Origin of the sequence: Herbaspirillum sp. CAH-3, assembly GCF_009668275.1 — a bacterium.
Taxonomy (GTDB): domain Bacteria; phylum Pseudomonadota; class Gammaproteobacteria; order Burkholderiales; family Burkholderiaceae_D; genus Herbaspirillum; species Herbaspirillum aquaticum.
This window is the reverse complement of sequence record NZ_VSWE01000002.1, coordinates 239,662-254,358: the sequence shown is the minus strand read 5'-3', so window position 1 is coordinate 254,358 and position 14,697 is coordinate 239,662. Positions and strand designations below refer to the sequence as shown.

At 65.4% G+C, this 14,697-nt stretch carries 14 protein-coding genes; 5 read left to right on the top strand and 9 right to left on the bottom strand.

The window, feature by feature from the left end; genetic code table 11:
* Positions 1 to 13: 13 nt before the first annotated feature.
* A complete protein-coding gene (locus FYB76_RS03875; protein WP_008326828.1) occupies positions 14 to 421 on the bottom strand; it encodes a heme-binding protein in 408 nt (135 codons plus the stop codon).
* A gap of 351 nt (positions 422 to 772) precedes the next feature.
* Here FYB76_RS03875 and FYB76_RS03870 point away from each other — a divergent pair, with 351 nt between their 5' ends.
* Positions 773 to 1,375, top strand: coding sequence for a C40 family peptidase (locus tag FYB76_RS03870; protein ID WP_088756005.1), 603 nt, complete (start codon positions 773 to 775; stop codon positions 1,373 to 1,375).
* 91 nt (positions 1,376 to 1,466) lie between these two features.
* Here the strand turns inward: FYB76_RS03870 and FYB76_RS03865 are convergent, their stop codons facing one another.
* Positions 1,467 to 2,441 (bottom strand): patatin-like phospholipase family protein, encoded by a 975-nt coding sequence (locus FYB76_RS03865; RefSeq protein WP_154132756.1) that lies wholly within the window; start codon positions 2,439 to 2,441, stop codon positions 1,467 to 1,469.
* A gap of 156 nt (positions 2,442 to 2,597) precedes the next feature.
* On the opposite strand from FYB76_RS03865, the gene FYB76_RS03860 reads away from it, so the two are divergent.
* On the top strand, positions 2,598 to 3,497 hold the full coding sequence (locus FYB76_RS03860; protein ID WP_154132755.1) for a hypothetical protein: 900 nt from the start codon (positions 2,598 to 2,600) through the stop codon (positions 3,495 to 3,497).
* Between the two features lie 13 nt (positions 3,498 to 3,510).
* Positions 3,511 to 4,101, top strand: a complete 591-nt coding sequence (locus FYB76_RS03855) for a YigZ family protein (protein WP_154132754.1) — start codon at positions 3,511 to 3,513, stop codon at positions 4,099 to 4,101.
* A gap of 114 nt (positions 4,102 to 4,215) precedes the next feature.
* Here the strand turns inward: FYB76_RS03855 and FYB76_RS03850 are convergent, their stop codons facing one another.
* On the bottom strand, positions 4,216 to 5,655 hold the full coding sequence (locus FYB76_RS03850; protein ID WP_154132753.1) for an MFS transporter: 1,440 nt from the start codon (positions 5,653 to 5,655) through the stop codon (positions 4,216 to 4,218).
* 159 nt (positions 5,656 to 5,814) lie between these two features.
* Here FYB76_RS03850 and FYB76_RS03845 point away from each other — a divergent pair, with 159 nt between their 5' ends.
* Both FYB76_RS03845 and FYB76_RS03840 read left to right on the top strand, forming a co-directional pair.
* On the top strand, positions 5,815 to 6,480 hold the full coding sequence (locus tag FYB76_RS03845; protein ID WP_154132752.1) for a metalloregulator ArsR/SmtB family transcription factor: 666 nt from the start codon (positions 5,815 to 5,817) through the stop codon (positions 6,478 to 6,480).
* Positions 6,481 to 6,602: 122 nt separating this feature from the next.
* Complete coding sequence (locus FYB76_RS03840) at positions 6,603 to 7,460, top strand: hypothetical protein (RefSeq protein WP_154132751.1); 858 nt, start codon at positions 6,603 to 6,605, stop codon at positions 7,458 to 7,460.
* Positions 7,461 to 7,480: 20 nt separating this feature from the next.
* On the opposite strand, the gene FYB76_RS03835 is transcribed toward FYB76_RS03840, so the two are convergent.
* The 6 genes from FYB76_RS03835 to FYB76_RS03810 form a co-directional block, all read right to left on the bottom strand.
* Entirely contained in the window at positions 7,481 to 8,188 is a 708-nt protein-coding gene (locus tag FYB76_RS03835; protein ID WP_154132750.1) for a transcriptional regulator NanR, read from the bottom strand.
* Between the two features lie 96 nt (positions 8,189 to 8,284).
* On the bottom strand, positions 8,285 to 9,673 hold the full coding sequence (gene oiaK, locus FYB76_RS03830; RefSeq protein WP_088756013.1) for a 3-oxo-isoapionate kinase OiaK: 1,389 nt from the start codon (positions 9,671 to 9,673) through the stop codon (positions 8,285 to 8,287).
* The gene (locus FYB76_RS03825; RefSeq protein ID WP_088756014.1) at positions 9,670 to 10,914 is read right to left on the bottom strand and encodes a ribulose-bisphosphate carboxylase large subunit family protein; all 1,245 of its coding nucleotides are present in this window, start codon (positions 10,912 to 10,914) and stop codon (positions 9,670 to 9,672) included. The genes oiaK and FYB76_RS03825 overlap by 4 nt, the downstream gene beginning before the upstream one ends.
* A 12-nt stretch (positions 10,915 to 10,926) precedes the next feature.
* On the bottom strand, positions 10,927 to 11,757 hold the full coding sequence (locus tag FYB76_RS03820; protein WP_088756015.1) for a phosphogluconate dehydrogenase C-terminal domain-containing protein: 831 nt from the start codon (positions 11,755 to 11,757) through the stop codon (positions 10,927 to 10,929).
* Between the two features lie 70 nt (positions 11,758 to 11,827).
* Entirely contained in the window at positions 11,828 to 13,165 is a 1,338-nt protein-coding gene (locus tag FYB76_RS03815) for an MFS transporter (protein WP_154132749.1), read from the bottom strand.
* Between the two features lie 469 nt (positions 13,166 to 13,634).
* Positions 13,635 to 14,585, bottom strand: coding sequence for a LysR family transcriptional regulator (locus FYB76_RS03810; RefSeq protein WP_154132748.1), 951 nt, complete (start codon positions 14,583 to 14,585; stop codon positions 13,635 to 13,637).
* Between the last annotated feature and the right edge of the window lie 112 nt (positions 14,586 to 14,697).

The window sequence follows — 14,697 nt, the reverse complement described above, 5'->3', positions numbered from 1 at the left end:
GCGTCGAGGGGAATTACAGGCCCAGGGCAGCGATACCGGCCTTGGCGATCTGCACGTCTTCCGAGGACTTCACGCCCGAGACGCCGACGGCGCCCACGTAATGGCCATCGACCACCACCGGCACGCCGCCTTCGAGCAGGCCGTCCAGGCCAGGAGCGCTCAGGAAGGAGACGCGGCCGTTGTTGATCATGTCTTCATAGATCTTGCTTTCGCGGCGACCCAGGGCAGCGGTGCGCGCCTTGGCCGGGGCGATCTGCGAGGAGATCGGGGCGGCGCCGTCCATGCGCTGCAGCCACAGCAGGTGGCCGCCGTCATCGACCACCGAGATGGCCACGTTCCAGTTGTTGGCACGGGCTTCGGCTTCAGCGCCGGCAGCGATCTTCTTGACGTCGTCCAGCGACAGGAACGGTTTGGTTTGCATGTTTGCTCCGATAGGCAGAAAAAATTGAACGCTGATTGTACGGCCAGAATATCTTTTTTGACATCCCGCCCGGCCAACTCATCCTTGTCCGTTAGATGAAGATTTTTGCATCATCCCGGCCCTGCCAATCTCTTTTCTCATGCATCGAGGAAACTTTCCGCAAAAACGTAAATCATTTAGCCGAAATATTTTCCTACCCCGTGTAGGAAAAACACTGACTGGGAGAAGGCAGCAAAATCGCCGCTTTTGCCCCGTAATTGATTTCAATTTGACAAGCTGGCACGAATCCAGCTTTTGACAAGCCGTAAGATTTACCTTACAGTCCCGCAATCCTATTCTGAGAGGATCCCGATGACCCTACGCCGATCTGAACGAATCCGACGACAAACCGCTCGTGCGTGCGCGCTCGCAGCCGGCATCTGGATCAGTGCATCGGCCTATTCCGCTGACCTTTCCCTGGCAGCGCAGGATCTTCCCCCTCCCCAAGCCACCTCCCCGCAAGCCCAGCAGCTGATCAGCAAGACCAATCTCGCGATCGCCCGCCTGCAAGACATCACCAACCGCGCCTCCGAACTGGCTACCCAGGCCCTGGCCATGCTGGGCATCAATTACCGCTACGGCGGCAATTCGCCCGATACCGGCCTGGATTGCAGCGGACTGGTGCGCTACGTCTTCAAGGAAGCATGGGGCACCGACCTGCCGCGCACCTCGCTGGAAATCAGCCGCGTGGGCGAGAAAATCGGCAGCGACAACCTGCAGCCGGGCGACCTGGTGTTCTACAACACCCTGCGCCGTGGTTTCTCGCACGTGGGCATCTACCTGGGCGACGGCAAGTTCATCCACTCCCCCTCGGCCGGCGGCCAGGTGCGTATCGAGAGCATGGACGAGTCCTACTGGAAGAAGCGCTTCAATGGTGCACGCCGCATCATCGCAGGCGAAGACGAACAGAAATGATCACCATCGCGGTGCAGACCGCATGGTAAAAGGCCGCTGGAGACAGCGGCCTTTTTTTTCGTTCATATCACGGCCAACAACGGCCGAGCCCTCAATTGCCGCCAGTCGCCATCAACTTGAGCTTGCGCTTGATGTCCGGCATGGCGGCGGTAGCGGCCTGCTCCCCGGCCAGGATGGCCACGTTGCGGCTGGCGAAGTCGCTACCCTTCATCGAACCCAGGCCCGGCTGCAGGACGATGTCGGCATTCTTCAACTCATACTGGTTGATGGTCTGGCCCATGATGGCAAAGGTCTGCAGCAGCACGTCGATGGAGCTGCTGGAGGCCGCCTGCGCCTCGGGATTGGCCGAGATGTTGACCGCAATCACGAAGTCCGCCCCCATCTGCCGCGCAAAGCGCACCGGCACCGGCGACACCAGCCCGCCATCCACATAGGTGTGGTCGCCGATCCTGACCGACTGGAACACGCCCGGCACGGCCGACGACGCCCGCACGGCCGTGCCGGCATTGCCGCGCTGGAACAGGATGGGCTGGCCGGTACGCAGGTCGGTGGCCACCGCCCCGAAGGGAATCTTGAATTTCTCGATGGGGACGTTGTGCACGGCCTTGTTGACGTAGTTCTGCACGCCCTCGCCCTTGAGCACGCCACTGACCTTGGAGAACAGCGGCACCGACCAGTCCGAGATGGCCGCCTCGTCCATGGCCAGCGCCAGCTTCTGCAGCGCGAAGCCATCATTGCCGGCCGCATAGAGCGCCCCGACCAGACTGCCGGCACTGGTACCGGCCACCACATCGACGGTGATGCCCTGGGCTTCCAGCGCCTTGATCACGCCGATGTGGGCAAAGCCGCGTGCTGCGCCGCCGCCCAATGCCAGGCCGATCTTGATCTTGCGCGGGGTGGGCGCGGCCGTGGCGCTGGGAGCGACGGGCGTGACGGCAGGCGTGGAAGCGCTGGCCTCGACCGGCTTGGACGAAGCGCCGCCCGGCAGCAATGAGGTGGTACCACAGGCAGAAAGAAGGAACACCGAAGCGATGGCCGCAGCCATCAAGCGAGAGGAGAGGCGCATGACGCGAGGAAAAGCAGTGACGAAGCCCGACATTGTACTGCAAGCGCCATGCCCGTCCGGCGGGTGCGGGAGGCGGTGGTGTAGAATGCGGCCCCTGGCTTTACGATCCGCTCCAGCCCATCCAGGCATCACAGGCATCCCAGGCAGCACAGGCACATGAATATCGTCATCAACGAAGAACTGAAACAGTACATCGATCCCCTCACCCCCAATGAATACGCGGCGCTGGAACGCAGCCTCCTGGCCGAAGGTTGCCGCGATGCGCTGGTGCTGTGGGGCGATGTGCTCATCGATGGTCACAACCGTTACGAAATCTGCAGCAAGTACGACCTGCCCTTCAAGACCATCCAGAACGACAGCTTCGGCTCGCTGGAAGACGTGCTGCTCTGGATGATCGACAACCAGCTCGGCCGCCGCAGCGTCTCCGACTTCCAGCGCGGCATGCTGGCCCTGCGCAAGCGCGACATCATCGCCGCCCGCACCAAGGCCGAGGCCATGCCGGCCAAAAGCACCGCCACGGAAGAGAGCGAAGGCGCAGGCGCGGCTGCCAGCGACGCGCCTGCGGCCAGCGACGATCCCTGGCACGCCGACGACAACACCGGCCGCATCAAGACCCGCGAAGACATCGCCCGCGCCGCCGGCATCAGCAGTGCCACCATCGGCCAGATCGACCGCATCCGCAAGACTGCCGCCCCTGAACTGGTGGAAGCCGTACGCAGCGGTGCCATTTCCATCAACGCCGCAGCCGCCGTGGCGACCCTGCCCAGCGAGGCGCAGGTCAGTGCCGTGGCCGGGGGCAAGAAGGAATTGCGCGAAGCCGCCAAGAAGGTGCGCGAGCAGAAAGCCGCCACCCGCACCCCGCGCGCGCCCAAGGCCGATGAGGCGATGACGGAAAACGCCATCCCGCTGGTGGACGGCCAGGAAAACGAACTCACCGCCACCCTGCGCCGTGAAATTGCCTCGCTGCAGGCGCGCGTGAGCCGCCTGTCGGAAGAGAACCAGGGCCTGCGCGCCGAGCTGGCCCTGCTCAAGGGCGGCACTGCCCCGCAAGACTGAAGCGCCCTCCCGCATGGCCACCTTCACCATCGCCCAGCGCGCCGAGATCGAACTGGAGATCCGCAAGAGCCGCTTCATCGGCATCGTCATGCCGGTCCCCGGCCGCGAGGCCGCCATGCAGGAAATCGCCCGCATGCGCGACACCCATCGCAGCGCCACCCACGTCTGCTGGGCATTGATGGCCGGTGGCCAGTCCGGCATGTCCGATGACGGCGAACCCTCAGGGACGGCCGGACGCCCAATGCTGGAAGTGCTGCGCCATCACGAACTCGATGGCGTACTGGCCATGGTGGTGCGTTACTACGGTGGCGTCAAACTCGGTGCAGGCGGCCTGGTGCGCGCCTATACGGATGCGATTGCGACTGCGCTCAAGAGTACCGAGCGCACCGAACGCGTGGCCCAGGCCGAGATCGAGATCGGCGTGGTCTATTCGGCCGAACCGCAGCTGCGCCACTGGCTGGCCCAGCAGAAATACGAATTGCTGGACAGCCGCCACGACACCCTGGCCCATCTTCACCTGCGCCTGCCCGAAGCGGCGCTGTCACAGGCTGAAGAAGCGATCCGCCGGCTCTCTTCGAACGCCGAGATCAAGCGCATCATCTGATCCATCCGCGCGCGCAGGGCCGCCTCCGGTGGCCGCGCCCACAGCATGTCGAACTCGGCCACCAGCAGGTGGTAGTCGATTTCGGTCAACGGTGTTGAAGCCTCCATGCCCGCCTCACCGGTCCCGCGCCACACTGCGCGCCACCACGATGGCCCATGCCGGCGCCAGCGTGAACAGCGCCAGCAGGACCCGCGCGGCATGCGCCGTCGCCTGCGTGCCGCCCTCCCCCAGCCCTGCCTGATTGGCGACCAGCCCGGCCAGTGCCGCCCCCAGCGCCATGGCAAACAATTGCACGGTCGTGATGGCTGAAGAGGTCAGGTTCTCTTCGCCAGGCTGCGCCGCATGCAGCGCACGTGCCACCAGATGCGGCCAGCCCATGCCGATGCCCAGGCCCGTGGCCGCCAGCGCCAGCACGACCAGGCCATCGGCCAGCAGGCCTGCGGGCAGCCACTGCGCTGGCATCAGCAGCGCCAGCAAGGCCATGCCCAGCGTCATCACCCAAGGCCCGAGACGGATCATGCGCAATGCCGCCCGTCCGCCCAGCCCCGAGCCGCCCAGCGAGCCCAGGCTCCAGCCCGCTGCCATGGCCGCCGTCGCATACCCGGCGCCCAGCGGATCATAGCCATGCAAATTCTGCAGGAAATACGGCAGGAAGATTTCCACACACGTGCCAATGACCAGCAAGCCGATGCAGGCCATCACGCCACCCATGATTGTGTTCGGCCGGTAAGCCGCGTGCGGCAACAGGTTCACACGATGACGCAGGTCAATGCGGGCCATCCACCCGGCCAGCACCAGCCCCGCCACGACGCAGGCGGCGGCCAGCCAGTCATCTTCGGTCTGTGCGGCCAGCGCCACCAACAAGACCGATGCGGCCAGCAGGGCGATGCGTCCCAGCGGTACGGCCTGTGCCGGGCCGCTCAGGCTGCGTACCGTCGCCGGTCCCAATTGCCGCCACACCAGCCAGGCCTGTGCGGCCAGCAAGGGCAACAAGGCAAAGAACGCCACCCGCCAATGGCCGCCAGCGGCAAACAGGCCACCGACGGCGGGGCCCAGCAAGGTCGAGACACCCCACATGCCGGACACCAGCGCGATGGCACGCGGCCACAAACGCGGCTCGAACACCAGCGGGATCAGGGCATACGCCAGCGCTGCCAGCAGACCGCCGCCCACGCCCTGCACCGCCCGCCCGGCCAGCATCCATGCCATGCTGGCAGCGCTGCCACACAGCAAGGCACCGCAGCCGAACAGTGCCAGTGCCAGCAAATAGGTGGCGCGTGCGCCGATTGCGCCCATGAGCTTGCCGGTCAAGGCAGAACCGGCGATGGAGGCGGCCACGAAGAGCGTCACGTTCCAGGCGTAGTAAGCCAGGCCACCGATATCCCTTACCACCGAAGGCAGGATGGTGGTGACGATGTGCACGTTGATCGCATACAGGGCGACCCCGCCGGTCAGCGCGACGGCGCGCCAGCGGTGCGGCCCCAGCAGTTCGCCCCAGCCGGCCGCAGCCGTTGCGGCGCCTGGGGAAAGGGACGAGGTGGAAGAACGGGTCATGGCAACAAACCTTTCTTTATGCAGCAAACACGATGCGTGGCCCGGGACCGCATCGACAAGGACGAGGCACCGGGATATTATGCAAGCCATTCCTTGCTTAATTACCCCAAATGGTAAGAGCATTTTTTTAATTAAACAAGTAAACACTTGGAAAATAACATGCGCGAAGAAAGCTCTGCTGCCGACACCGGCCCCAGCACGGCCGAACGTCTCCTGCTGCGCCTGAAGACACGTGGGCCGGCATCCACCGCCGAACTGGCAGGCGAGCTGCAGGTCACGCCCGAGGCGGCGCGCCAGCAATTGCAGAAGCTGGCGGCCGAAGGCCTGATCTGTCCGCGCCAGGTCCAGACCACGGTGCGAGCCGGAAGGCCGCGCCAGGATTGGGAGTTGACCGGTGCCGGCCATCGCCGCTTCCCGGACACCCACGCCCAGCTGACGGTGCAATTGATCGGCTCGATCCGCCAGCTCTTTGGCGAGCCCGGCCTGAACAAGCTGATCGACCAGCGCGAGCAGGACATGCGCGCGGACTACCTGCTGCAGTGCGACGGGATCACGGCGCCCGCCAAGCGCCTGCAGCGACTGGCCGAGCTGCGCACCGCCGAGGGCTACATGGCAAGGGTGGAAAAGGATGGAAGGGATTGGCTGCTGATCGAAGACCACTGCCCCATCTGCGCCGCCGCCAGCACTTGCCAGGGGTTTTGCCGTTCGGAGCTGCAGCTCTTCGGCGAGGTGCTGGGCAAGGAGTTCGCCATCACCCGCGAGGAACACCTGCCCACAGGGGGCAGGCGCTGCGTCTATCGTATCCGGCGCTTGCCAGCACGTTGAGCACGGGACTGCCGTCACCGCCGTAAATGTGCGAAGATCGCGCTCGCCGCACCGCCTCGGGGGAGGCCGGACGGCCATCGTCACCACGCCACCGCACCAACACACCAACGCCAGGGGAAGCCATGCCGCCAGACCAGAGTGATTTCGATCCCGTTCTCTTCATCAAGGATGGGCCGTCAACGCCCTTGCGCGATCCCAAGCAATATCCTTACATGCTCAATGACAGGGGCGTGGGCAGCCAGATCGAGACCCCCGTCGGCGTGCCCATCACGCTGGCACCGGAAGCACCGGCCCTGGAACGCGGTGCGACCTACCGCGACATCGCCCATTGGCAGCGCACCGTCACGCCCAAGGACTGGCCCCCTTACGAGATTACCGAATTCGATTTCCGCGTTCCCGAGGTGCGCTACGAGCCGCTGCCCGCGACCGCGGAGAGCGCCCAGGCCTTCGGCGCGACCCTGCTGCGCGACGGCCAGTGCCTGTACTTTCCCTACGAGGGCCTGGTCATGGCCGAATACACCTACGGCAAGTGGGCCGGTTATGAATCGCCCTACCTGGGCGATGGCCGCAGCCGCGAGCTGCTGACCTGGAACGCCACCGACCTGGAGTATCACGATTTCGCGCACATCTTCTTTTCGCGCGGACCCGAGCCGCTGGTGATCACGGTGGCGCGCTGGCGTCCTTACGTCAATGAAATCAGCCTGGCCGACCTGTGGGTGGAACCGGGCGACGCCCTGGTGATCCCGCCCAAGCGCATGGCGCCGCCGCCCCTGCCTGGCATGAGCGAACAGGAGAAACGCCTGCTGGTGGTGGACATGCACAACAACCGCAATTCAGCCCAGGCCTGCCGCCGCTATGACGGTCCACCCGGCCTGTTCACGGTCACGGTGCTGGCCGATGCGGCGGTGATGTCGGCACCGCTGACCCGCCCTTATTATCACGAAGAAAAACAGCCGACCTGGCACGGCATGTTGCGCTAGCGCCTGTTCACTGCGCTGCTTTACTGCTGGCCCAGTTCCCGGTACAGGTCATTGGCCCGCATCAGGTGCGCGCGCATGGCTTCGGCGGCGGCATCGCCGTCATGCGCGGCGATGGCGTCGACGATGCGCTGGTGCTCGGCCAGGGTCAGTTCCTCGGCGCCGGGCGCGCGCACCAGGGTGGTGTAGAACTCGCTGGCCCAGCGGAACATCGATTCCACCACCGAGGGAAAGATCGGATTGCCGCTGATGTCGGCGATCTCGCGGTGAAACGCCATGTCGCGTTCAATGAATTCTTCCAGGTTGACCATCGAAGCGCGGTGCGCGGCGATGGCCTCGCGCAGGCGTGCGACCTGCTCTTCGGTGGCGCGTTCGGCCGCCATGCGGGCGGTGCTGGTTTCCAGGAACACGCGCGCTTCCTTCATATGCCTGAGCATGTCCGGCTTGGTGCGCAAGAGATGCTGCGCACCAGCCGCGATCTGGGCGATCAGGCGGTCGGCCGTGGGGTCGACCACACGCGCCCGTTCACCATGGGCAATCTCCACGAAACCCGAGCGCTCCATGGCCTGCAGCGCTTCACGCACGGCCGGGCGGCCGACGCCGTACTGGTCCATGAGGTCGCGTTCGGAAGGCAATTGGGACCCCGGCGGAAATTCCCCTTGATGAATGCGCGCCATCAGGCGCTCCAGGACTTCCTGGTATAGCTTGCGTCGCTGTATCGGTTCCGGCATGGCAGCACTGTCTCAATTGTAGGTTTCGTTGGACGCGCACTCTATCACAATCCCGCGCCAGGACTGTGATTGCGGCCGCCCGTCGATCCTCTTGTTTCAGCTGCGCCGTCCCTCCAGTACATCGCCGAAGAAGCTGCGTGCACCGACCTGCCCGCCCTTGAGCACCAGCTGCAGGCCATCACGCCCCGGATGGTCCGAGCACGCCCGGCACAAGGGCGCCCCGGGTGCCAGCCCGGCGCAGACCGACAGCGCCGCAATGTCCAGCGCACTGGCCACCTCGCCCGAGCTGTCGCCGCCGGCAATGGCGATGCGCTGCAAGGGCTTCGCATCGAGCAGCCGGCGCATCGTGGCGGCCAGTGCCAAGCCTACCTTCTGCGCTGCCTCCTGGCGCGCCAGCCCGGCAGCAGCGGCCATCGCATCAAAGCCGGTCACCTGCGGGTCATCCGGCCCTTCCGCTGAAAACACCAACGGACTGCGGCCTTCCCGCAGTGCCGCCACGGCGGCCGAGACCAGCCGCGCCAGTTCGGTCTCGCGCGTGGCCTCGGACAAGACCGCCGGCAGGTCCATGCGCAAGCAGACGAAGCCATGCTCGCGCGCCCAGCCGATCTGCCCTGCTGTGACCGGCGAACAACTGCCGCTGACGGCCGCGATCACCGGCACCGGGCCAGCCTGCGGCAACCCGGACTCGGGCGAGATCCAGCCACGGGCACGCCAATAGGCCGTGAGCGCATATTGCAACCCCGATGAAGAGGCCGTGAAGACGCCCGCCCCGCGCCCTTCCCAGACCAGCCGCCCGGCTTCGCGCAGGGTCTCCTCATCGAGCACGTCGATCATCACCACCGGTACATCCTTGCCACGCAAGGATGGCAAGCGGGCATGCGCAGCCTCCGCGCCCTCGCGCAACTGCAACATGTTTACCAGTTCGATGCGGCGCGCCGTCTGGCGCCGCAGGTGGCGGCGCAGATCGGACTCGTCCATGGGCGTGACGGGATGACGGGCCATGGTGGGGTGGCGATCAAGCCGGTAGCCTTCACCGTCGACGGCCGCAAAGAGATGGCCGAAGACCTGATAGCGCTTCAGCCGTGGCGCCCCCACGATCATGGGGGAGAAGTCGCCGGGCATGTGGCGCACACCCAGGTCGATGGCACGACCGATGGAGCCGATGGCGGGCGAAGAGTCAAAGGTGGAGCACACCTTGTACTGCATCAGCGGAGCACGCAGCGAGGCCAGCGCGGCAAAGGGCGCGCCCAGGTGTTCATCCATCCACTGTGGCGAACGTCCGCGCGAGGCACCCGCGATGCCGATGCAGCGCGCCTCGGGGAACCGCGCCAGCAGTGCCGCATCGGGCGTACGCAAAAACAGTACGCTCGACAAGCCGGCCGCGCTCATCACCTCCATGGCATCGGTGGAGCCGGTGAAGTCGTCACCGTAATACGCCAGCAGCAAACCCGGTGGCAGGCCGTCAGGATCGGTCAGCAGACTCATTTCCAGAACTCCAGTGCTGCCTGCAGGGCCGGATGCTTGCCCGCATGCTGCTGCAGCGGCACGCCTTCGATGGCCGCCACCCAAGCCTCGCGCAGGGCCTGCACACCGGCGGCCACGCCTTGCGGATGGCCGAAGATGCCGCCGCCAGCCGTGTGGATCAGGTCGGCGCAGCCGATGGCCGCGTAAGTATCAGCGGCCTGCAGCCCGGTCTGGCCCGAGCTGAACACCGGCATGGTACTGACCATCTCGACACCGGGGACCACTGGCTGCAGTACCGAACGCGCCGCGGTGATCACGCTGTCGTCCGGTTCGCTGAATTTGTTGCGCAAGCCATTGACATGCATGTGGTCAGCCCCGGCCAGTCGCCACAGCTGCTGCCAGGGCGCGTAGTCCCAGCCCAGTTGCGGGCTGCGCGTGAGATAGCCCCAGCCGGCGCGGTGCGCGTGGATCGGCAACTGCGCATGGCGACGCAATTCCTGCAAGCCGACCAGGCCGATGGAATTCAGGACCGCCATCACGCAGGTACCGCCTTCGGCCAGCACCAGGTCGTGGCGACGGCGCATCTGGTCGAGGTCGCCGGTCAGGTTGAAGGCCACCATCACCTTCTTTCCGGTACGCTCGGCGTGCTCGTTGACCACCCGCATCACCGCACGCACCCGTTCATCGAAGGGACAGCGGCCACCATCGGCCTGCAATTCATCGTCCTTGATGAAGTCGATGCCACCGGCCACCAGTTCACGCACCTGCTCAACCGTCTCCTCGACCGACAAGCCGATGCTGGGCTTGATGATGGTGCCGATCAGCGGGCCGTGGGTCACGCCGGTCAGCTTGCGGGTGCCGGCGATGCCGAAGGCGGGGCCGGGATAGGCCTCCACGAAGGCGCGCGGCAAGCGTAGCCCGGTCAGCCGCAGGCCCGAGACCTGGCGCAATTCGAACAGGTTGCCGGCCACCGTGGACATCAGGTTGGGCAGCGAGGCGCCGGTGTTTTCCAGGGGCCATGACAGTTCCAGCCGGCATTGCGTATAGCGCGCAGCGGGCATGCCGCCCGGCAGGCTGGGCGTGGTGCTGTGGCCGAGGATCTCCAGCTTTTCCACCCGCGCCCCGGAGCGCTCCTTCAGGGCGGGCGTTTCGGTGGCCAGGGCCACGAAGGTGCCGCTGGATTGTTCGCCGGCGATGACCTCGGCCGCGCGGGCCGGATCATCACCCGTTTCCAGCCAGTAGCTGGCGTAGATGCGTTCCATGCGCGCTCCCGGTCAGGTGATGCGGCGGATGCTCTCCGCGATCTCGTCGTGGTCGAAGACCTTGAGCCAGTCATCGCGCAAGAGACGTGGTAAGCCGTTCTGTATGGCCTTGTTGCAGGCATCCGAAAACGCGCCCGGGATCTCCTTGAAGATCACCGCGCCCAGGATATTCATGTGGCCCAGCAGGAAGTCGCGTGCCGCCTCTTCCGGCACACCGCGGCGCACGGTCTCGTCCATGGCCTGCTTCATCGCGTAGAGCAGCGTGGCGCAGACCGTCTCCGACAACCCCGGTTCGAGGATGGCCATCTGCTCCACGGTCAGGCGATAGCTGCGCAGGATGGGCTGGTAGATGACCTTGGCCACGTCTTCCCCGAGATCGAAGGCCGACTCCGGCCCCTGCATCAGGGCGCTGGTGATCGATTGCCGGGCCGCACCACCGCCGAAGAAATCGCGTCGGCCTTCGGCCGTGGTTTCATCGTTGAAGATGGGTGGATGGCATGGGTGCGCCACGAAGTAGACCAGGTCCGGCCGGTCCGGCAGGTGGCCGGCGAAGGGCGCGGCGGCGTCCAGCGTCATCACCATCACGCCGGCACGCAGCTTGGGCGAGATCTCGGCGGCGATCCTGCCGATCAGGGTATCGGGCACGGCCAGGATGACCACGTCCACATTGTCCAGCGCGGCGTCGATGCCGACGCACTCCACGCCGACTTCATCGCGCAGGCGCTGCTGGCCGGCCGCGCTGACTTCCACATGGGCCACGCGGTAGTCGGATTTCTTCAGGTTCTTCGCCAGGCGCACGCCCATCTTGCCGCCTGCGCCGAAGAGTGCAATTTTTTCCTTCATATCATTTCTCCTGTCATCGTTGGCGGCCCGCTCCTTCGTTGAGCGGGCCGATTGTTTCCACGTACCGATCTCACTCGGCGATCACGCGTCCCTGCAACTCGCTGGCCTCTTGCCTTGCCCCGGCACCGATGGCGAAGATCACCAGGGCCGATACCGCCATGAGCGCACCTACCACGAACATCGGCGCCTGGTAGTTGCCGGTGGCATCCTTGATGGCGCCGGTGATGAAGGGCGCCATGAAGCCGGCGGCGTTGCCCACGGTGTTGATCAGCGCAATGCCCGCCGCCGCAGCTGCCCCCGAGAGGAAGCGCGCCGGAATCGACCAGAAGGCCGGCAAGGCCGAGAAGATGGCGCAGGCGGTCACGGTAATGGCCAGCACGGTCGTGGCCGGGCTTTGCATGTAGAGTGCGGCCGGGATGCTGATGGCGCCCATCAAGGCGGGCAGGCCGACGTGCCAGCTGCGCACCCCGCGCCGGGTGGCGTCGCGGCTCCACAGGAACAGCGCGACAGCGGCCGGCAGGTAGGGGATGGCCGTGATCAGGCCCTTCTGGAAGACATTGAATTTGCTGCCGAACTGCGCCTCGAAGCCGCCGATGATGGTCGGCAGGAAGAAGGCCAGGGCATAGAGGCCATAGATCAGCCCGAAATACACCAGTGCCAGCAGCCACACGCGCGGATTCTTCAGCGCCGCCCCGGCATGGGCCACGTGCTCGACGCGCTTGCTGCTCTGTTCGGCTTGCAGGGCGGCGGTCAACCATTGGCGCTCGGCCGGCTCCAGCCATTTGGCGTCGGCCGGGCGGTCAGCCAGGTAGAACCAGGCGATCACGCCCACCACGATGGCCGGCAGCGCCACCCCGGCAAACATCACGCGCCAGCCTTCCAGGCCGAACAGGCCGTGTGCCTCGATCAGCAGGGCCGCCACCGGTGCCCCGATGACGATGGTCAGCGGCTGGGCCAGGTAGAACAGGGCCAGGATATGGCTGCGGTGTCGTGCAGGGACCCACAGGCTCAGGTAGAGGATGGCACCGGGGAAGAAGCCGGCCTCGGCCACGCCCAGCAGGAAGCGCAGCACGTACAGGCCCTCCACGCTGCTGACCCAGGTAAAGAGCAACGCCACGATGCCCCAGGTCACCATGATGCGGGCCAGCCAGCGGCGCGCGCCGTATTTGTGCAGGGCCAGGTTGCTGGGGATCTCCAGCAGCACGTAGCCGATGAAGAAGACCCCGGCCGCAAACCCGAACTGGGCGGCGGTCAGGGCCAGGTCACGGCTCATGCCATTGGGGCCGGCGAACGAGATCGCCGTGCGATCCAGGAAGTTGATGAAAAACATCAGGCCCACGAAGGGCACGAGCCGCATTGCGACCTTGCGGATGGCCGATCTTTCGACGGCGCTTTGGGGCGTCTCCATTGTTGTCTTGTCTCCTGTCGGGTTGAGAGGCTGTGCCTGTTCAACGACAACCTCTGCGGGTGAGGCCAGGAAACGCGGGGGCTGTGCGCCTCGCGGTCGCCTGGCTGCCTTGGTTGCTTCTTTGTTATTTCTTTGTTTTTCCAGAAGGCAACACACAGATCAGCTCTGAGAAGCCCAACTGGTATCATCACTATACCATTACACCAGAACAGGCTACCCGAATTATTTGCATGGATGAGGTGAATATCCTTTCACCTCGCCCTGCATCCACCGTGGTGCGGCGGTTTGCGACGGGGCAGGATTCGAACAGGGCATGGGACAAGGGCGAACGAGCGCGGCCGGCAACGGCCGCCTGGACGGCGCAGGTGAAGCACTGCGCCTCAGAGAGAGGACAGAGAAATACGGGGCCGGATGGAGACCAACCCTCCCTGGCCGCTACGTGCAGCGACGGCCGGGCACCCGGACAGGTTCAGGCAGCCTTGGCGCCCTGGCGCAGCAAGCCCACGAAGGCCTCCCCCGCCCTGGACAACTGCCCACCCTTGCGCGTAACGATGCCGATGGTCTGCGACATCGACCGCAGCGTCACCGGCAGGATGCGCAGCATGCCGCGCTTGACGAACATCTCGGCCACCGCCGTGGGCAGGATGGAGACCATGTCAGTGCCCTGCTGCAGCAGGGCCACCGTCACGAAGGTGGAGGCGGTGGAAGTCGCATTGCCGGGCATGCTCACCCCGGCCAGGTCCATCTCGCGCTCCAGCACCGCGTGCAGCGGCATGTGGCTGGGATAGGTGACCCAGCGATAGCCGGCCAGTGCCGCCAGGCTCATCTGCTTGCCGCGCACTCGGGGATGTTCGCCCGAGACCACCACCGAGAGCGGCTCTTCCGACAAGGGCTGGTAGTGATACTTGCCAGGATTGTCCGAGACGCTGGCACGCGCCACCAGCAAATCGAGATGGCCTTCGTCAAGGAGGCTCAGCAGCTGCACGCTGGTCTCTTCCACGATATCGATGGAAAGCTCGGGATGGCGTCGCTGCAAGGCATCCACGGCCGGCACCACCAGTTCCGGCAAGGCCCCCATGACCGCCCCGATGGCCAGGCGTCCGCCGCGTCCGGAGCGGATCTGCGCCATTTCTTCGCAGAGCGACCCGAGATCGGTGGCCATCAGCCGCGCGTAGCGGATCACGCAGTGGCCGAACTGGTTGGGGATCAGGCCGGATTTGGTCCGCTCGAACAATTGCGCATCCAGCATCGATTCGAGCTCGGCCAGCGACTTGCTGGCTGCCGACTGCGTCATGGCCAGGGCGCTGGAGGCCTTGTGCAGGGACTGGTGATCATCCAGGGCGATGAGCAACTGCAGCTGCTTCATGCGCAGGCGGGACAGGAGACTGTGGAGGCTTTGCTGGCTGGGCGCGGGTTTCATGGGTGATTCCAAAAAGCGATCACATGATGGAAAGTCTTCACTATACAGTCCATCGGGCCCCACGTATATTCATCGCCATCGCACACCGCCATCGCTGTGATGGCCCACGACA

What these genes read in the sequence shown, in the direction of transcription:
- FYB76_RS03810 (WP_154132748.1), bottom strand. Translation starts at nt 14,585, where the DNA reads ATGAAACCCGCGCCCAGCCAGCAAAGCCTCCACAGTCTCCTGTCCCGC.
- FYB76_RS03865 (WP_154132756.1), bottom strand. Translation starts at nt 2,441, where the DNA reads ATGCGCCTCTCCTCTCGCTTGATGGCTGCGGCCATCGCTTCGGTGTTC.
- FYB76_RS03870 (WP_088756005.1), top strand. Translation starts at nt 773, where the DNA reads ATGACCCTACGCCGATCTGAACGAATCCGACGACAAACCGCTCGTGCG.
- FYB76_RS03825 (WP_088756014.1), bottom strand. Translation starts at nt 10,914, where the DNA reads ATGGAACGCATCTACGCCAGCTACTGGCTGGAAACGGGTGATGATCCG.
- FYB76_RS03850 (WP_154132753.1), bottom strand. Translation starts at nt 5,655, where the DNA reads ATGACCCGTTCTTCCACCTCGTCCCTTTCCCCAGGCGCCGCAACGGCT.
- FYB76_RS03860 (WP_154132755.1), top strand. Translation starts at nt 2,598, where the DNA reads ATGAATATCGTCATCAACGAAGAACTGAAACAGTACATCGATCCCCTC.
- FYB76_RS03835 (WP_154132750.1), bottom strand. Translation starts at nt 8,188, where the DNA reads ATGCCGGAACCGATACAGCGACGCAAGCTATACCAGGAAGTCCTGGAG.
- FYB76_RS03845 (WP_154132752.1), top strand. Translation starts at nt 5,815, where the DNA reads ATGCGCGAAGAAAGCTCTGCTGCCGACACCGGCCCCAGCACGGCCGAA.
- oiaK (WP_088756013.1), bottom strand. Translation starts at nt 9,673, where the DNA reads ATGAGTCTGCTGACCGATCCTGACGGCCTGCCACCGGGTTTGCTGCTG.
- FYB76_RS03855 (WP_154132754.1), top strand. Translation starts at nt 3,511, where the DNA reads ATGGCCACCTTCACCATCGCCCAGCGCGCCGAGATCGAACTGGAGATC.
- FYB76_RS03875 (WP_008326828.1), bottom strand. Translation starts at nt 421, where the DNA reads ATGCAAACCAAACCGTTCCTGTCGCTGGACGACGTCAAGAAGATCGCT.
- FYB76_RS03815 (WP_154132749.1), bottom strand. Translation starts at nt 13,165, where the DNA reads ATGGAGACGCCCCAAAGCGCCGTCGAAAGATCGGCCATCCGCAAGGTC.
- FYB76_RS03840 (WP_154132751.1), top strand. Translation starts at nt 6,603, where the DNA reads ATGCCGCCAGACCAGAGTGATTTCGATCCCGTTCTCTTCATCAAGGAT.
- FYB76_RS03820 (WP_088756015.1), bottom strand. Translation starts at nt 11,757, where the DNA reads ATGAAGGAAAAAATTGCACTCTTCGGCGCAGGCGGCAAGATGGGCGTG.